This is a genomic window from Pseudomonas sp. AO-1, assembly GCF_019775695.1.
In the GTDB taxonomy this organism is placed as follows: Bacteria; Pseudomonadota; Gammaproteobacteria; order Pseudomonadales; family Pseudomonadaceae; genus Aquipseudomonas; species Aquipseudomonas parakoreensis.
The window spans coordinates 1,346,783-1,364,236 of sequence record NZ_CP079947.1 but is presented as its reverse complement, the minus strand read 5'-3'; the positions used below and the strand labels follow the sequence as shown (position 1 = coordinate 1,364,236).

The following is a 17,454-nucleotide window of genomic DNA, read 5'->3' as shown; positions in this document are numbered from 1 at the left end:
ACTCGAGAAACCTGTGGGAGCTGGCTTGCCAGCGATGAGGCCAGTGGCAACAGCATCAATCCTGTCCTTGCCGCCGCCCCCAGAACTCCCGCGCCAGCAAGCGCAAATCCCCCGCCAACCCCGCCACATCCTCAGAGTTGCGTTGGCTCAGCCGCCCCTCATCCACCGTCAATTCGGACGCCGTGCGAATGCTGACGATATTGCGATGGATGTCTTCGCTCACCGCGCTCTGCTGCTCCACCGCTGCGGCAATCTGCAGGCTCATTTCGGTGATCTGCTCGACCCGCTCGCTGATCCCGTCCAGCGCCCGCGCCGCACGCTGTGCCTGTTCGACGCTGTTATCCACATGCTCACTGCTTTGCTGCATCACCAGCACCGCATCGCGCGCGCCGTTTTGCAGCGTGCTGATCATCCGCTGAATCTCGTTGGTCGATTGCTGCGTGCGCCGCGCCAACCCGCGCACCTCATCCGCCACCACTGCAAAACCGCGCCCGGCATCGCCCGCGCGCGCCGCTTCGATCGCCGCGTTAAGCGCCAGCAGATTGGTCTGCTCGGCGATGCTGCGGATCACCTCCAGCACCCCGGAAATCTCGCTGCTGTGGCCTTCGAGCTGATGGATCACCTCGGTCGCCCGCCGCAATTCCTCGGCCAGACGCAACACCGCACTGCGACTTTCACCGACCAGCCAATGCCCTTCACGGGTTTCCGTATCGGCCAGGTCTGCCGCCACCGACGCCTGCTGCGCATGGCTGGCGACCTGCGCGACACTCGCGGCCATTTGGTGAATCGCTGCCGCCACCTGATCGGTTTCCGCCTGCTGCGCCAGCGAACTGCTGTGGCTTATTTGCAGATGATCAACCAGTTGCGCCGCATGCCCGGCCAACTGTTGCGATGCGTCCCCCATACGCCCGACCACCGCGCCGACCTGGGCTTCGAGCATCTGCAGGGCAAACTCGATCTGGCCGAACTCATCGCCGCGCCCGGTGTAAATGCCCTGGCTCAACGGATTGTCCGCGACCTGCCGCGCCCGTTCGCTCAGCCGCTCCAGCGGCCGCAAGATCCAGCGCACGCCCAACGTGCAGAGACTGCTGCCGACAACAAATGCCAGCCCATCGATCCACGCCGACTCCGGACGCAACCAGGCCTCGATCCCCAACACCACACCCAGCAACGCACTGGCCAACGCCGTGATCCTGCCGCGCAAACCTAACCTGAGCAGCGGCCGCCTTCCCTTCAATTCGCCACGCAACTGCGCATAAACCCGCTCCGCCGCGGCCACCCACCGCGCATCAGGCCGGGTGCGCACCGACTGATACTCCACCGCCACGCCGTTCTGCGTGACCGGCGTGACATAGGCGCTGACCCAATAATGGTCGCCATTTTTGCAACGATTCTTCACCAGCCCCATCCACGAACGACCGCTCTTGAGCGTCTGCCACATATGGGCAAACGCCTGCGCCGGCATGTCCGGGTGACGCAACAAGTTGTGTGGCGTGCCGAGCAATTCGTCGCGGCTATAACCGCTGATCTGAATGAAATCGTCGTTGGCGTAAGTGATCGCGCTGGTCAGATCGGTGGTCGAAAGAATGTTCGCATCCAGCGCCACATCGACGTTACGGCCGGTTACCGGGAGATTGATCTTCATGGAAAGCGCGCTCGTTTTATGGGAAGAGTCGGCAGGGCTGCTGACTCTAAGCGCACCAATTGGTCAAATATTGATCTGGCTCAGGGGATGAGCACTTAGCCATCACTGCGACGGAAAATCGCAGTCGATGGCTGAAGGCGGGATAAAACTCAGCGCTTGCCCATCGAACGGCGGGTACCCGGCGGGGCCATGCCCGGGGTCTTGGTGTGGCCGTTCTTGGCGCCGTTCTTGTACCACGGCTGATTCGAACCCTTGGCAGCCGCCAGCTCCCCCGGTTTGAACGGGAACTTGAAAGCCGGGATCTCGGGTTTGGTTTCGCTGGCGTCAGTCAGCTCGGCCGGGACATCGCTCACGGCGTCGTCAACCGGCGGTTGGGTCGGGGAAGTCATAAAAGCTCCGCAAAGCAAAAAGTCGGGCCCGAACAGTGAGCCGCGAAGGCGCGCAGTATACCTGCGCGCCCGGACTCGGCACCTGAAGATTTGCAGCGGCTGTCAGGCCGTCTTCGCGAGCAGGCTCGCTCCCACAGGTGGACAGAGTACACCCGCCAGAGATTGGTCGGCTGTCAGGCCGCAATCGCTGGCAAGCCAGCTCCCACAAAAGAGCAAAAGCAAAAGCAAGATCAAAAGATCGCAGCCTGCGGCAGCTCCTACAGGAAAAATAAGTACAACCCGCACGCGGCGCAGCCGCCCCACTCAACAGGATGAGCGCAAGCTCGGCTGCAGCTCTTGATCTTGATCCACGGGCGACGTCGGAAGGCTGAGTGGAGGGGTTAATCCGGGCGTGGGAGCGCAGCGACCGTTTGGCGCAGCCAAACACAGCGAGAGGAGGTGCAGCGAAGCAAACCGTAGGCGCTGCGCCCGGATCGATCCCGCAGCGAAGGGACCCCGAGCCCCAGCGAGCGGGCCGAACGCAGGAGCAAGCGTTTTTTTTGCTTACTTTTTTTAGGCGTTTGTAAAAAAAGTGAGTCGCCGTCAGGGCGAAACCCTAATCAGCCACACCCGCAGAAACGGATATACACCCCGGCGAAACTGACAGCGCTGACAGCCAGCCGTCACCCTCCTGACCCCCAAACAAGTTTATAAATACCCAACCTGCCCAAACTCCACCCCTGGCGCCCCAATCGCATGCGAATCCAGAAAAACATAGCCCTGCCAGCCCTAGTGATCGCCCTGGCCGCCGCAGGCACATGGTGGGCACTGAAACCCGCCCCGACCAAACTGGCCACCCCGACCGCCATCCCGGTCCGCGTCGTCACCGTCAGCGAAAAAGACGTCCCCCGCTACACCAGCGGTATCGGCTCGGTGCTCTCATTGCACAGCGTCGTAGTGCGTCCACAAGTCGATGGCATCCTCACCAAAATCCTCGTCAAGGAAGGCCAACTCGTCAAAGCAGGCGACCTGCTCGCCACCATCGACGACCGCTCGATCCGCGCCAGCCTCGACCAGGCCCGCGCGCAACTGGGCGAAAGCCAGGCACAACTGCAAGTCGCCCTGGTCAACCTCAAGCGCTACAAACTGCTCAGCGTCGACGACGGCGTCTCCAAACAGACCTACGACCAGCAACAGGCACTGGTCAACCAACTCAAGGCCACCGCCCAAGGCAACCAGGCCTCGATTGACGCGGCGCAAGTACAACTTTCCTACACGCAGATCCGCTCACCAGTCACCGGCCGCGTCGGTATTCGTACAGTCGACGAAGGCAACTTCCTGCGCATGACCGACACCGCCGGCCTGTTCACCGTGACCCAGATCGACCCGATTGCCGTGGAGTTCTCGCTGCCGCAGCAAATGCTGCCGACCCTGCAGGGCCTGATCAACGATCCGCAGCACGCACAGGTCAAGGCCTACATCGGTGCCGACACCGACGGCGAAACCGGCAACCTGCTCGGCGAAGGTCACCTGACCCTGATCGACAACCAGATCAACGCCAACACCGGCACCATCCGCGCCAAGGCCGAATTCGACAACGCCAGCCAGAAGCTCTGGCCGGGCCTGCTGGTGACGGTAAAAATTCAGACGGCACTGGATAAGAATGCGCTGGTGGTGCCGCCCACTGTCGTACAGCGCGGTCTCGATCAACACTTCGTTTACCGCGTGAACGGCGACAAAGTCGAAGCCGTACAAGTGCAGATGGTCTATCAGGGCAGCGGGCAGGACATCATCAAAGGCGTGAAGGCCGGTGACGTACTGGTGACCGACGGCCAGTCGCGGCTCAAACCCGGCTCGACCGTGCAGGTCATGAGCGAGCCGCCACAGGTGGTGCAAGCGGAGCCGAAACCATGAAGGCGCACAAAGGCGTCTCCACCTGGTGCATCGATCACCCGGTCGCGACGATTCTGCTGACCATCGCATTGGTGCTGGTCGGCGTGATTGCCTTCCCGCGCCTGCCGATCGCCCCACTGCCGGAAGCGGAATTTCCGACAATTCAGGTCTCGGCGCAGTTGCCCGGCGCCAGCCCCGACACCATGGCTTCGTCCGTGGCCACGCCGCTGGAGGTGCAATTCAGCGCCATCCCCGGCATGACCCAGATGACCTCCAGCAGCGCGCTCGGCTCCAGCCTGCTGACCCTGCAATTCACCCTCGACAAGAGCATCGACACCGCCGCTCAGGAAGTCCAGGCCGCGATCAATACCGCCGCCGGCAAGCTGCCCAAGGACATGCCGACCCTGCCGACCTGGAAGAAGGTCAACCCGGCCGACAGCCCGGTACTGATCCTCAGCGTCAGCTCGACGCAAATGCCCGGCACCGAACTCAGCGACCTGGTGGAAACCCTGCTGGCGCGTCAGATCAGTCAGATCGACGGTGTAGGCCAGATCAACATCACCGGTCAGCAACGTCCGGCGATCCGTGTGCAGGCCTCGGCCGACAAACTGGCGGCGATCGGCCTGACCCTCGCCGACATTCGTCTGGCGATCCAGCAGACCAGCCTCAACCTCGCCAAAGGTGCGTTGTACGGCGAATCGAGCATCTCCACGCTGTCGACCAACGATCAGTTGTTCCACCCCGAGGACTACAGCCAACTCATCGTTTCCTACAAGGACGGCGCACCGGTTCACCTGCGCGATGTCGCCAAAGTCGTCAACGGTTCGGAAGATGCCTACGTGCAGGCCTGGGCCGGTGATCAACCCGGGGTGAACTTGGTGATCTCGCGCCAGCCCGGCGCCAACATCGTCGAAACCGTCGACCGCATTCAAGCCGCCCTGCCCGGCCTCGAAGCCATGCTCCCGGCCTCGGTGCAAGTAAAAACCTTGATCGACCGCACCCAGACCATTCGCGCCTCGCTGCATGAAGTCGAGATCACTCTGCTGATCGCGATCCTGCTGGTGGTGGCGGTGATGGCGCTGTTCCTGCGGCAGTTGTCGGCGACCATGATCGTCTCGGCGGTGCTCGGTGTATCGCTGACCGCCAGTTTCGCCCTGATGTACCTGTTGGGATTCAGCCTGAACAACCTGACGCTGGTGGCGATCGTCGTCGCGGTCGGGTTTGTCGTGGACGATGCGATTGTCGTGGTGGAGAACATCCACCGGCATCTGGAGGCCGGCGACAGCATGCGCGAGGCGGCGGTCAAAGGTGCCGGCGAAATCGGCTTCACCGTGGTCTCGATCAGTTTCTCGTTAGTGGCGGCGTTCATTCCGCTGCTGTTCATGGGCGGTGTGGTCGGGCGGTTGTTCAAGGAATTCGCCCTGACCGCAACCTCGACCATTTTGATTTCGGTGGTGGTGTCGTTGACCCTCGCGCCGACGCTGGCAGCGCTGTTCATGCGCAAACCGGTGCACCACGCCCACGACAAACCGGGCTTCAGCGAGCGCTTGCTGGCCTGGTACGAAAAAGGTCTGCGTCGCGCCCTCGCCCACCAGAAGTTGATGATTGGCGTATTCGGCCTGTCGCTGGGACTGGCGATTGCCGGTTACATCTTTATCCCCAAGGGATTCTTCCCGGTGCAGGACACCGGGTTTGTCCTCGGCACCACCGAAGCCGCTGCGGATATTTCCTACGGCGACATGGTGAAAAAACACCTGGTGATGGCCGAAATCGTCGCCGCCGACCCGGCCGTGCAGGCGTTTTCCCACTCGGTGGGTGTGTCCGGCAGCAACCAGACCATTGCCAACGGCCGCTTCTGGATCGCCCTGAAAAAACGCGGCGACCGCGACGTCTCGGCCAGCCAGTTCATCGACCGGATTCGTCCGCAACTGATGAAAGTCCCGGGCATCGTCCTGTACCTGCGCGCCGGCCAGGACATCAACCTCAGCTCCGGCCCGAGCCGCGCGCAGTACCAATACGTGCTCAAGAGCAATGACGGCGCGACCCTCGCCACCTGGACCCAGCGTCTGACCGAAAAGCTGCGCAGCAACCCGGCGTTCCGCGACATTTCCAACGACCTGCAACTGGGCGGCAGCATCACTCACATCAGCATCGACCGCAGCGCCGCCGCGCGTTTCGGCCTGACGGCGAGTGATGTCGACGAGGCCCTGTACGATGCGTTCGGTCAACGGCAGATCAACGAGTTCCAGACCCAGGTCAACCAGTACAACGTGATCCTGGAGCTGGACACCAAGCAACGCGGCAAGGCCGAAAGCCTCAATTATTTCTACCTGCGCTCGCCGTTGAGCGGCGAGATGGTGCCGCTGTCGGCACTGGCCAAATTCGATGCGCCGACCATCGGCCCGCTGTCGATTGCCCATGACGGCATGTTCCCGGCCGCCAACCTGTCGTTCAACCTGGCGCCCGGCGTGGCGTTGGGTGATGCGGTGATTCTGCTCAATCAGGCCAAGGCCGAAATCGGCATGCCGACCGCGATCAGCGGCAATTTCCAGGGCGCGGCGCAGGCGTTCCAGAGTTCGCTGGCCAGTCAGCCGTGGCTGATTCTCGCAGCGCTGGTGGCGGTGTACATCATTCTCGGCGTGCTTTATGAGAGCTTCGTGCATCCGCTGACCATCATCTCGACCCTGCCGGCGGCCGGTCTCGGTGCGGTGATCATGCTGTGGATCTGCGGCCAGGACTTCTCGATCATGGCGTTGATCGGCTTGGTGTTGCTGATCGGTATCGTCAAGAAGAACGGCATCCTGATGATCGACTTTGCCCTCGAGGCGCAGCGCAATCGCGGCTTGCCGCCGCAGGATGCGATTTACGAAGCGTGCCTGACGCGATTCCGGCCGATCATCATGACCACCCTCGCCGCCCTGCTGGGTGCCCTGCCGCTGATGCTCGGTTATGGCACCGGCGCCGAACTGCGCCAGCCGCTGGGGATCGCGGTGGTGGGCGGCTTGCTGGTCAGCCAGATGCTGACGCTGTTTACCACGCCGGTCATATACTTGTGGCTTGAGCGGCTGTTCCACAGGCCCAAACCTGTGCCCACGACGGCATTGGCGACTACAGACTGAGGCGGTCATGCGCGTTCTGATTATCGAAGACGAGGAAAAAACCGCGGACTATCTGCACCGCGGTCTGACGGAACAGGGTTACACCGTGGACCTGGCCCGCGACGGCGTCGAAGGCCTGCACCTGGCGCTGGAAAGCGACTACGCGGTGATCGTCCTCGACGTCATGCTGCCGGGCCTGGATGGCTTCGGCGTACTGCGTGCATTGCGTGCACGCAAGCAGACCCCGGTGATCATGCTCACCGCCCGCGAGCGTGTCGAAGACCGCATCAAAGGCCTGCGTGACGGCGCCGACGATTACCTCGGCAAGCCGTTTTCCTTCCTTGAACTGGTAGCCCGCCTGCAAGCGCTGACCCGGCGCAGCGGTGGCCATGAACCGGTGCAAGTGAGCATCGCCGACCTGTGGATCGACCTGATCAGCCGCAAGGCGACCCGTGCCGGCACCCGGCTGGACCTGACCGCCAAAGAGTTCTCGCTGCTCAGCGTGCTGGCGCGCCGGCAAGGCGAAATCCTCTCGAAAACCGCGATTGCCGAGATGGTCTGGGACATCAATTTCGACAGCGATGCGAACGTCGTCGAAGTCGCGATCAAACGTCTGCGGGCCAAGCTCGACGGGCCGTTCGACGAGAAACTGCTGCACACCATTCGTGGCATGGGTTATGTGCTGGAGAGCCGTGGTGTCCAGTAATTCGATTGCCCTGCGTTTAAGCGGGATGTTCACCCTGGTGGCGCTGCTGGTGTTTCTGTTGATCGGCGGCGCGCTGTATCAACAGGTCGACAAGGGCCTGGGCCTGCTCCCGGAAGCCGAGCTGGATGCGCGTTACAGTGTGCTCGAATCGGCGCTCAATCGTTACGGCACACCCGAGCATTGGGTGAAGATCAACGCCAAGCTCAAGCTGCTCGGCGAAGAGGACAAGCGCATCCGTTTCTGGGTGGTCAGCGCTGATCCCGGTTACGAGTATGGCGAGCCTGACGCGCAAATCCGCGCCTTCGCCCAAGGCCCGACCGGCATGCATGATCTGCAGTTGCCTGAACATCCTTATCCGCTGAAAGTGCTGCTCACCGAGTTGCCGGCCAAGGACCAGCGCCCGCCGCTGCGGTTCATGATCGGCATCGACACCGAAACGTTCCACGAAACCCAACACAAACTGTTGATCGCTCTCGTCAGCCTCGCGATTGTCGGTGTACTGATGGCCTCGGCGCTGGGATACTGGGTCGCGCGAATCGGCCTCAAGCCGTTGATCAAACTGTCGGATGAAGCCCAGCGCCTCGCGCCCCCCCTGCGGGCCGGACGTTTGCGGATGTCGCCATTGCCGCCGGAGCTAGAGCAGTTTGTCGATTCGTTCAACTCCACGCTGGAGCGGGTCGAACAGGCCTACTCGCGGCTGGAATCGTTCAACGCCGACGTCGCCCATGAACTGCGCTCGCCACTGACCAACCTGATCGGCCAGACCCAGGTCGCACTGACGCGCGGACGCTCCGCCGAACATTACTTCGAAGTGCTGCAGTCGAATCTTGAGGAGCTGGAGCGCCTGCGTTCGATCATCAATGACATGTTGTTCCTCGCCAGCGCCGACCAGGGCAGCAAGGCGACCAAACTGACGTCTACGTCGCTGGCCGATGAAGTCGCGACTACGCTCGAGTATCTGGATTTCATCCTTGAAGACGCGCAAGTGCAGGTGCACGTGAGTGGCGATGCGCAGGTGCGGATCGAGATCGCACATCTGCGCCGGGCATTGATCAATCTGCTAAGCAACGCCGTGCAGCACACCGAACCCGGCAAGGTGATTGAGGTGCGCATCGAGGTTGAGGAACATCAGGTCAGCATCGGCGTGGCCAACCCGGGATCGCCGATTGCCAGCGAGCACTTGCCACGACTGTTCGAGCGTTTCTACCGGGTCGATGCCTCGCGCAGCAACAGCGGCAACAACCATGGATTGGGGCTGGCGATCGTCAAGGCGATTGCGCTGATGCACGGTGGGGATGTGTTTGTGCGCAGTGATCGGGGGATGAATACTTTCGGCATTCACCTCCCCGTTTAATCGCTGATTAAAGTCCCCTGTGGCGAGGGGATTCATCCCCGATGGGTTGCGAAGCGACCCCAAAATCAGCAATCGCGATCTTCCTGACACAACCAGTACAAAGGATTGAGGGCTGCTTCGCAGCCCATCGGGGATGAATCCCCTCGCCACAAGGCGTGGAGTCAACCCGAGGTTGATCTTTGCTTTTGCTGTAACAGTCATTTATGAAAATCACGCTGTTTCCCAACGCTCGGCAACCTTATCTTTGCCCGCACCAAACAGCACTTGCCAAGCAAGAAGGTTTTCAAGATGTCCAACAGTATGGGTATTGCCAGCGCTTTCGTTTTGTCCTCATTGATCCTGTCGCCAATGGCGATGGCTGAAGAATCGCAGGCGTTCGTCGCGCAGAATGCTGCTCGCGCTCACGCCTTCGAGCAATCTCAGGCAGAAGTGATGGCGAAGTCGCAAGACGCCTCGCAAGCCCCACAGGCCGCCACTTCCCAGGCTCAAGCGGCCGAGAAAGACAGCTGAGTCGCGCACCGCGAAACATTTCCCTCGACGCGGTTGTTTGGCTCTTCCCGTTCAACCGTCGTCCTTCCAGGCCGCTGCCTTTCAGCGGCCTTTTTTCGTTGTGGTCTGAAAGCCGTTTGGTTCGTCTGTAACAACAAGAAATATCCCGCACCTCAAGACATTGAAGTGTCAGTTGACCCAAGGAGCTCCGTCGCAAGTGCGTTACCCAGTCAGTTTCACCTCGCTGTTCATTGCAATTGCCGCAACGATTGCCCCCACAGCCCAAGCCGACGAAGCCGCCAAACAAGGCTTCATCGAAGGCTCGAGCCTCAATCTCAACGCTCGCAACTACTACATGAATCGCAACCGTCTGCAGCAGACGGACGACAACATCGAGTGGGGTCAGGGTTTTCTCGGGATCTTCCAGTCGGGTTATACCGAAGGCACGGTCGGCTTCGGCATCGATGCCCACGCCATGCTCGGGCTGAAGCTCGACGGCGGTGGCGGTACCGATGGTTCGAGCATCCTGCCGATTAGCGATGGCAACGGCAAAGCGCCGGGCTCGTTCTCGACTGCGGGCGGCACGTTGAAGATGCGCGCGTTCGATACCGAGCTGAAGGCCGGTGACCTGTTCCTCACCAACCCGGTGATTGCCGGCGGTGAATCGCGCATGTTGCCGCAGACCTTTCGTGGCGTCAGCCTGACCAACCACGGCTTCGACGGCTGGATGTTCGAAGGTGGCCAGGCCAGTTTCACCAAGCCGTACAACCAGAGCGGTCGCCAGCGCATCGGCACGTCCTACGGCAAACTCGCCGAGGGCGACGAAAGCCATCACCTGAACTGGGCCGGCGTGTCCTGGAGCGGCGTCGAAGGCCTGACCAGCAATCTGTATGCCGCTGAACTGAAGGACATCTGGAACCAGTACTACTACGACCTGGATTACACCTGGCAGTTGAACGATCTGGTCAGCCTCAACCCGGGCCTGCACTTCTATCACACGCAGGACACCGGCGACGCGCTGCTGGGTAACATCGACAACAACACCTACAGCCTGCATTTCACCGTCGGCATCGGCAACCACAGCGTCACCGCTGCGTACCAGCGCGTGAACGGCAACACGCCGTTCGACTACATCAGCCAGGGCGACAGCGTTTACCTCGACAACTCGCAGCAGTACTCGGACTTCAACGGCCCGAACGAGCGCTCGTGGAAGCTCAAGTACGCCTACGACTTCGCCGGTCTCGGTCTGCCGGGTCTGACGTCGGCAATTTCCTATTCGCGTGGCACCGTGGACCTGACCAAGGTCGATCCGGACAGCAAAGGCTATGCCTCGTGGTACAGCGCCGACGGTCGCAACGCCAAGCACTGGGAACGCGACCTCGATCTGAAATACGTGGTGCAGAGCGGCCAGGCGAAAGATCTCGCGGTGCGCCTGCAATGGGCAACCAACCGTGGCGGCAACGGCTACGGCGCGATCGATACCGACACCGATGAATACCGCGTGATTGTCGACTACCCGATCAACGTCTTCTAAGATCACCTATAGCTCAGTAACAACTGATCCTTTTTTTGAATGGAATAGATTTTGTGGCGAGGGGATTTATCCCCGATGGGCTGCGCAGCAGACCCTTTTTTTGGGGCCGCTTCGCAGCCCATCGGGGATAAATCCCCTCCCCACAGTAGATCTGCTTTAGTGTCATCCCCCGCAGTGTTTGTGCAACTACTCTTATAAGTCTCAGCCCAATCGAAAGCCCCATCATGATCGCGAACCGTACCCCACCTCTGGCGGGCAAGACCGGACGCCCCGAATTGCTGCTGATCTGCGGCAGTTCGCTGACCGTGATCGCGATTCTGTGCATCGTCACTTTTCTGCTGATTCGTGAGCACGCCAACGCTCAGGAAGCGGCCACCCGCAGTGCCACCACCATCGCCCAGTTGATCGACGCCGACGTCCTGCGCACGGTCGAGTTGTACGACCTGACCCTGCAAGGCCTGATCGCCGCCGCCCAGCGCGATGACTTGCGCGACGTCACCCCGCAGATTCGCCATCTGGCATTGTTCGACCGCTCGACCACCGCGCGCTTCAAGGGCGACATTCTCCTGCTGGACAAGCATGGCGATGTGGTTGCCGACTCATCGCGGATCGAACCGAAACCGGGCAACTTTGCCGATCGTGATTACTTTCTCGCCCACGCCTTCAACCGCGATACCGGCATGTTCATCAGCCGCCCATTCAAGACTCGCTGCGATTGCGACGACGCCAATCAGTGGCGCATCAGCTTCAGTCGGCGGATCTCCTCGGACACCGGCGAATTCGCCGGAGTGGCGGTGGCGTCGATGAAACTCGACTACTTCGATCAGTTGTTCAATAGCCTCGACATCGGCAAAGACAGCACGCTGAACATCATCAACAGCGACGGCGTGCTACTGGCGCAGAAGCCGCATCTGCAAAGCGACTCCATCGGCAAGAGTTTCGGTAACCGGCCCAACGTGGTGCGGATTCTCGGCGACAAGAATGGCAGCGGCAGTTTCACCAGCACTTCGAGCATGGACCACCAGCAACGGCTTTACACCTATTCGCGGGTCGGCAACTTGCCGCTGACGGTGATGGTCGCGCTCTCCAGTGATGAGGTGTTCGGCACTTGGCGACGCACGGCACTGTTGATCAGTGGCGCCACCGGCGTGCTGTGTGCCGGGCTGCTGTGGCTGACCTGGCTGCTCGCCCGCGAGCTGCGTTTGCGCCAGCGCGCCGAACGCGAGCTGGCGCAACTGGCTGCCACCGATGCGCTGACCGGCGTGGCCAACCGGCGGATGCTCGATCAGTCGCTGCGCCACGAATGGTTCCGCGCCCAGCGTTCGGGCAAGCCGCTGTCGGTGATGATGATCGATGCCGACCACTTCAAGGCGTTCAACGACCGTCACGGGCATCAGGCCGGTGACCAGGCGCTACGCGAACTGGCCAAGGTGATCACGGCGAACGTGCGCCGCCCCGGCGATCTGGTCGCCCGTTACGGCGGCGAAGAGTTCTCGGTGATTCTCGCCGAAACCGACAGCAGCGGTGCCCGGCAAATTGCTGAACACATTCGTCAGGCGGTGGAGCAGATGCCGAGGGTCGAGGGCGCGGACGTGGCGATGACCGTCAGTATCGGTATCAGCACTTGGACGGCAACGGTCGAGATGTCGCTGGAGCAACTGCTGTTTGCGGCGGACAAGGCGCTGTATCAGGCCAAAGAAGGTGGGCGCAATCGGGTGGTGGTGGCGGCCTGAAACCTCGAGGTGCTGGCGCTGGCCCAATCGCTGGCAAGCCAGCTCCCACATGGGTCTGTGGGGTGCTGCAGATTTGAGATCAACAAAGAACCTGTGGGAGCTGGCTTGCCAGCGATTGGGCCAGTGCAGGCAACACAAAAACCGCAGGCATAAAAAAAGGCCATCCGAGGATGGCCTTCAAAAAACTAGAGAGGTTTTTTACTTACACCGCCGCAACCGGGCGCATGTAAGAGATCGGTGCAGTGCTGGCGTCTTCGAACGTCACGACTTCCCAAGCATCTGTCTGCTCAATCAACTTGCGCAGCAGCTGGTTGTTCAGTGCATGACCGGACTTGAAGCCTTTGAACTCACCAATCAGGCTGTTACCCAGCAGGTACAGGTCGCCAATCGCATCGAGGATCTTGTGCTTCACGAATTCGTCTTCGTAGCGAAGACCGTCTTCGTTCAGTACACCATCGGAATCCACCACGATCGCGTTTTCAACGCTGCCGCCGAGTGCGAGGTTGTGCTTGCGCAGGTACTCGATGTCACTCATGAAACCGAAAGTACGCGCGCGGCTGACTTCTTTTACGAACGAAGTGCTGGAAAAATCCACGCTTGCACTTTGGGTGCGGTCCCGGAAAACCGGGTGATCGAAATCGATCTCGAAGCTCACCTTGAACCCTTCGAAAGGGACGAAAGTGGCGCGCTTGTCGCCGTCTTCCACTGTCACTTCACGCAGGATGCGGATGAATTTCTTGGCGGCGTCCTGCTCTTCCAGGCCAGCCGATTGAATCAGGAATACGAACGGTCCAGCGCTGCCATCCATGATCGGGACTTCGGACGCGGAGAGCTCGACGTAGGCGTTATCGATGCCCAGGCCAGCCATGGCCGAGAGCAAGTGCTCTACCGTGTCCACTTTGACGTCGCCATTGATCAGCGTCGTCGACATAGTGGTTTCACCGACGTTTTCCGCGCGGGCAGGAATCTGCACCACAGGGTCGAGGTCAGCGCGACAAAACACAATGCCAGTGTCGACAGGCGCAGGCTTGAGGGTCAGGTAGACCTTCTCCCCGGAATGCAGGCCTACACCTGTGGCACGGATAATATTTTTCAGTGTGCGTTGTTTAATCATGGCTTGGGCCGCTTCAGCGCAAATTGCGAACTGGTATCAACAAAGGCTGGCGATAATAGCAGACCGAGCCTTTGCTGAACACCAATCACCGTCATAGCCCTGATACATTCCATCAATCGGCCTGACGACGCAGGAATGCCGGGATGTCCAGGTAATCCAGATCGTCCTGCGGGTTCATCTTCGCGGCAGTCGCAGCACCGGCCTGAGCCTGGTTGCGCATGACGGTCGGACGGTCAAGGTCACGGTAGTTCACCGCCGGAGCTTCCTGACGCGCTGGAGCCGGTTGTTGAACCTGAGCGGAAGCCATGGAGGTGTGAACGGTGTTGTCGATGACCTTCACAGGCTTCTCGATTTTCGCGCCCAGACCGGTGGCAACCACAGTAACGTGCAGTTCGTCGCGCATGTCCGGATCGATCACGGTACCGACCTTGACCATCGCGTGTTCAGAAGCGAAGGCTTCGATGATGCTACCCACGTCGGAGTACTCACCCAGGGACAGGTCAGGACCGGCGGTGATGTTCACCAGGATGCCGCGTGCACCTTGCAGGTTCACGTCTTCCAGCAGCGGGTTGCGGATGGCCGCTTCGGTCGCTTCACGTGCACGGTTCGGACCGCTGGCGCAGCCAGTGCCCATCATCGCCATGCCCATTTCGCTCATCACGGTACGCACGTCGGCGAAGTCGACGTTGATCATGCCCGGACGCTTGATGATGTCGGAGATACCGCGCACGGCACCGGCCAGTACGTCGTCAGCCTTGGCGAACGCCGACAGCAAGCTGGCGTCTTTGCCGAGAATGGTCAGCAGCTTCTCGTTCGGAATGGTGATCAGCGAATCGACGCTTTCGGAGAGCATGCGGATGCCTTCGTCGGCGATCTGCATACGCTTGCGGCCTTCGAACGGGAACGGACGGGTCACGACCGCAACCGTCAGGATGCCCATTTCCTTGGCCACTTCGGCGATGATCGGCGCAGCACCGGTACCGGTACCGCCGCCCATGCCAGTGGTGATGAACACCATGTTGGTGCCGGCCAGCACTTCAGCGATGCGCTCGCGATCTTCCAGCGCAGCCTGACGGCCGACTTCCGGGTTGGCGCCGGCGCCCAGGCCTTTGGTCACACCGGTGCCGAGTTGCAGGATGGTGCGCGCGCCGATGTTTTTCAGCGCTTGAGCATCAGTGTTGGCGCAGATGAATTCAACGCCTTCGATGTTGCTCTTGACCATGTGGTTGACAGCGTTGCCGCCGCCACCGCCAACACCGATAACTTTGATTACCGGGCTTGCGGGGATGTTGTCTACGAGTTCGAACATTTTCCCTCTCCTTACATTCTCTAGTTTTTTCGCCTACTGCATTTTTGTAGCGGTGTTGCGGTAAAGCTTTAGAAGTTGCCTTGAACCCACTTCTTCAATCGGTCCAGCAACGGCGCCTGTGGCTCATCGTTGCTGTAGCTGTCGCGGCTGCCAATGCCCGAGAACGAGATCCCGTCGGACTGCTTCTGCAGGCCGTACATCAGCAAGCCAACGCCAGTGGAATAAATCGGGTTGCGCACCACGTCATCCAGACCCTTCACGCCGTGCGGCACGCCCAGGCGCACCGGCATGTGGAAGATTTCCTCGGCCAGCTCGGTGGCACCTTCCATCTTCGAGGTACCGCCGGTCAGGACGATGCCCGCCGGGATCAGGTCTTCGTAGCCGCTGCGACGCAGTTCGGCCTGGATCAGGGTGAACAGTTCGTCGTAACGCGGCTCGACCACTTCGGCCAGGGCCTGACGCGACAGTTCGCGCGGAGGACGGTCGCCAACGCTTGGCACCTTGATGGTTTCACCGGCACCGGCCAGTTTGGCCAGGGCACAGGCGTAGCGGATCTTGATCTCTTCGGCGTACTGGGTCGGGGTGCGCAACGCCATGGCGATGTCGTTGGTCACCTGATCACCGGCAATCGGGATCACCGCGGTGTGGCGGATCGCGCCTTCGGTGAAGATCGCGATGTCGGTGGTGCCGCCGCCGATGTCGACCAGGCAGACGCCCAGCTCTTTTTCGTCGTCGGTCAGTACCGAGTAGGCCGAGGCCAGTTGCTCGAGAATGATGTCGTCGATTTCCAGACCGCAGCGACGCACGCACTTTTCAATGTTCTGTGCGGCGTTGACGGCGCAGGTGACCACGTGAACCTTGGCTTCCAGACGCACACCGGACATGCCCAGAGGCTCGCGGACGCCTTCCTGGTTATCGATCACGTAATCCTGCGGCAGGGTGTGCAGCACGCGCTGGTCAGCCGGGATCGCCACGGCCTGGGCAGCGTCAAGTACACGCTCCAGGTCAGCCGAGCTCACTTCGCGGTCACGAATCGCCACGATGCCGTGGGAGTTCAGGCTGCGGATGTGATTGCCGGCCACGCCGACGAACGCCGAGTGAATGCGGCAGCCCGCCATCAGTTGGGCTTCTTCGATCGCGCGCTGGATCGATTGCACGGTCGACTCGATGTTCACCACCACGCCCTTCTTCAGGCCGCGGGACGGGTGAGTACCGATACCGACGATTTCCAGCGTGCCGTCGTCCGCGACCTCGCCTACCAGCGCCACCACCTTGGAGGTGCCGATATCCAGACCGACGATCATTTTGCCGCTTTGCACGTTTGCCATGGGTCCTGCCTCTTCTTAATTCTTTGCGACAGCGGGTTGGGCTGTCGTCGGCGCTACTGGTTCCCGCCAGCCAACAGCGAGGCCGTTGGCGTAGCGCAGATCGATGCGCGCAATGTTCGTAATCTGGTCTTTAAGCGTCTTGTCATAGATGGCGATGAAGCGGCGCATCTTTTCCACCAGGTTGCCGCGTCCCAGCAGCAGCTCGATGCCGGGGCCGGAGCTACCGGCACCGGTGGTCAGGAACCAGCTGCCACGTTCACGCAGTTCCAGACGCGCGATCGAGAAACCCAGCGGCCGGAGCATCTGGCTCAGCACCTGATACTGCTGCATCACTTGCTGCTGGGCCCGTTGTGGGCCGAACAGCTGTGGCAGGTGTTCGTAGTTCGCCAGTTCCTTGGGCGTAAACGCCTGGCCCTGGTTGTTGAGCAGCGACTCGTCGCCCCAACGGGCCACGGGCAGTTGCTCTTCGAGGCGGATCACCACCTGGTCCGGCCACACCCGGCGTACTTCGGCGTGGGCGATCCACGGCATTTGCTCAAGCTCGGTGCGCATGCCGGCCAGATCAATGGTGAAGAAGCTCGACGCCACGTACGGGGCGATTCGCTGCTGCACCGCTTGCTGGCTGATGTAGCTCAGGTCGCCCTGCACGGCGATCTTGGTGATCGGCCGATCGGCATACGGCAGCAAACGCTGCGCGCCTTCGTAGGTACCGAACCCCAACGCCACCAGCAGCACTGGCCAGAACAGGCTTTTCAGAAAGCCGAAATTGGCTTTCGGCAGGCGCGCAGACATCGGCTCTTTGGCCACCATTCGGCTGGCACCCCGCGGCACCGGCTTGCGGCCGGGTGCGGGTGGCTGATGTCTGAGCTGAGCGCCTTGCATG

13 protein-coding genes are annotated in these 17,454 nt (G+C 61.0%); 7 read left to right on the top strand and 6 right to left on the bottom strand.

Annotated features, from left to right (window positions below; all coding sequences use genetic code 11):
* Window positions 1–55 precede the first annotated feature (55 nt).
* Together KVQ82_RS06360 and KVQ82_RS06355 are read right to left on the bottom strand one after the other, a co-directional pair.
* Complete coding sequence (locus KVQ82_RS06360) at window positions 56–1,645, bottom strand: PAS domain-containing methyl-accepting chemotaxis protein (protein WP_222018433.1); 1,590 nt, start codon at window positions 1,643–1,645, stop codon at window positions 56–58.
* Between the two features lie 149 nt (window positions 1,646–1,794).
* Complete coding sequence (locus KVQ82_RS06355; RefSeq protein WP_041071739.1) at window positions 1,795–2,034, bottom strand: hypothetical protein; 240 nt, start codon at window positions 2,032–2,034, stop codon at window positions 1,795–1,797.
* A 735-nt stretch (window positions 2,035–2,769) separates the two neighbouring features.
* On the opposite strand from KVQ82_RS06355, the gene KVQ82_RS06350 reads away from it, so the two are divergent.
* The 7 genes from KVQ82_RS06350 (at window position 2,770) to KVQ82_RS06320 (ending at window position 12,820) form a co-directional block, all read left to right on the top strand.
* Window positions 2,770–3,927, top strand: coding sequence for an efflux RND transporter periplasmic adaptor subunit (locus tag KVQ82_RS06350; protein WP_222018432.1), 1,158 nt, complete (start codon window positions 2,770–2,772; stop codon window positions 3,925–3,927).
* A complete protein-coding gene (locus tag KVQ82_RS06345; protein ID WP_222018431.1) occupies window positions 3,924–7,025 on the top strand; it encodes a multidrug efflux RND transporter permease subunit in 3,102 nt (1,033 codons plus the stop codon). The genes KVQ82_RS06350 and KVQ82_RS06345 overlap by 4 nt, the downstream gene beginning before the upstream one ends.
* Window positions 7,026–7,032: 7 nt before the next feature.
* Entirely contained in the window at window positions 7,033–7,710 is a 678-nt protein-coding gene (locus tag KVQ82_RS06340) for a heavy metal response regulator transcription factor (RefSeq protein WP_007916978.1), read from the top strand.
* The gene (locus tag KVQ82_RS06335; protein WP_095668356.1) at window positions 7,700–9,064 is read left to right on the top strand and encodes a heavy metal sensor histidine kinase; all 1,365 of its coding nucleotides are present in this window, start codon (window positions 7,700–7,702) and stop codon (window positions 9,062–9,064) included. Before KVQ82_RS06340 ends, KVQ82_RS06335 begins: the two co-directional genes overlap by 11 nt.
* A gap of 288 nt (window positions 9,065–9,352) precedes the next feature.
* Window positions 9,353–9,574, top strand: coding sequence for a hypothetical protein (locus tag KVQ82_RS06330; RefSeq protein ID WP_027612176.1), 222 nt, complete (start codon window positions 9,353–9,355; stop codon window positions 9,572–9,574).
* A gap of 196 nt (window positions 9,575–9,770) precedes the next feature.
* Window positions 9,771–11,087 (top strand): OprD family porin, encoded by a 1,317-nt coding sequence (locus KVQ82_RS06325; RefSeq protein ID WP_222018430.1) that lies wholly within the window; start codon window positions 9,771–9,773, stop codon window positions 11,085–11,087.
* A gap of 224 nt (window positions 11,088–11,311) precedes the next feature.
* Window positions 11,312–12,820, top strand: coding sequence for a sensor domain-containing diguanylate cyclase (locus KVQ82_RS06320; RefSeq protein WP_222018429.1), 1,509 nt, complete (start codon window positions 11,312–11,314; stop codon window positions 12,818–12,820).
* Window positions 12,821–13,022: 202 nt separating this feature from the next.
* Here the strand turns inward: KVQ82_RS06320 and lpxC are convergent, their stop codons facing one another.
* From lpxC to KVQ82_RS06300, 4 genes are all read right to left on the bottom strand, one after another.
* Window positions 13,023–13,934, bottom strand: a complete 912-nt coding sequence (gene lpxC / locus KVQ82_RS06315; protein ID WP_007961638.1) for a UDP-3-O-acyl-N-acetylglucosamine deacetylase — start codon at window positions 13,932–13,934, stop codon at window positions 13,023–13,025.
* A 112-nt stretch (window positions 13,935–14,046) separates the two neighbouring features.
* Window positions 14,047–15,243 (bottom strand): cell division protein FtsZ, encoded by a 1,197-nt coding sequence (gene ftsZ, locus KVQ82_RS06310; RefSeq protein ID WP_003228013.1) that lies wholly within the window; start codon window positions 15,241–15,243, stop codon window positions 14,047–14,049.
* Between the two features lie 68 nt (window positions 15,244–15,311).
* Complete coding sequence (gene ftsA / locus KVQ82_RS06305; RefSeq protein WP_003228014.1) at window positions 15,312–16,571, bottom strand: cell division protein FtsA; 1,260 nt, start codon at window positions 16,569–16,571, stop codon at window positions 15,312–15,314.
* A 15-nt stretch (window positions 16,572–16,586) separates the two neighbouring features.
* Window positions 16,587–17,453 carry a cell division protein FtsQ/DivIB gene (locus KVQ82_RS06300; RefSeq protein ID WP_041073143.1) on the bottom strand — a complete coding sequence of 289 codons (867 nt, stop codon included), beginning with the start codon at window positions 17,451–17,453 and terminating at the stop codon, window positions 16,587–16,589.
* Window position 17,454: the final 1 nt, after the last annotated feature.

What these genes read in the sequence shown, in the direction of transcription:
- lpxC (WP_007961638.1), bottom strand. Translation starts at nt 13,934, where the DNA reads ATGATTAAACAACGCACACTGAAAAATATTATCCGTGCCACAGGTGTA.
- KVQ82_RS06320 (WP_222018429.1), top strand. Translation starts at nt 11,312, where the DNA reads ATGATCGCGAACCGTACCCCACCTCTGGCGGGCAAGACCGGACGCCCC.
- KVQ82_RS06350 (WP_222018432.1), top strand. Translation starts at nt 2,770, where the DNA reads ATGCGAATCCAGAAAAACATAGCCCTGCCAGCCCTAGTGATCGCCCTG.
- KVQ82_RS06340 (WP_007916978.1), top strand. Translation starts at nt 7,033, where the DNA reads ATGCGCGTTCTGATTATCGAAGACGAGGAAAAAACCGCGGACTATCTG.
- KVQ82_RS06355 (WP_041071739.1), bottom strand. Translation starts at nt 2,034, where the DNA reads ATGACTTCCCCGACCCAACCGCCGGTTGACGACGCCGTGAGCGATGTC.
- KVQ82_RS06345 (WP_222018431.1), top strand. Translation starts at nt 3,924, where the DNA reads ATGAAGGCGCACAAAGGCGTCTCCACCTGGTGCATCGATCACCCGGTC.
- KVQ82_RS06360 (WP_222018433.1), bottom strand. Translation starts at nt 1,645, where the DNA reads ATGAAGATCAATCTCCCGGTAACCGGCCGTAACGTCGATGTGGCGCTG.
- ftsA (WP_003228014.1), bottom strand. Translation starts at nt 16,571, where the DNA reads ATGGCAAACGTGCAAAGCGGCAAAATGATCGTCGGTCTGGATATCGGC.
- KVQ82_RS06300 (WP_041073143.1), bottom strand. Translation starts at nt 17,453, where the DNA reads ATGCAAGGCGCTCAGCTCAGACATCAGCCACCCGCACCCGGCCGCAAG.
- KVQ82_RS06330 (WP_027612176.1), top strand. Translation starts at nt 9,353, where the DNA reads ATGTCCAACAGTATGGGTATTGCCAGCGCTTTCGTTTTGTCCTCATTG.
- ftsZ (WP_003228013.1), bottom strand. Translation starts at nt 15,243, where the DNA reads ATGTTCGAACTCGTAGACAACATCCCCGCAAGCCCGGTAATCAAAGTT.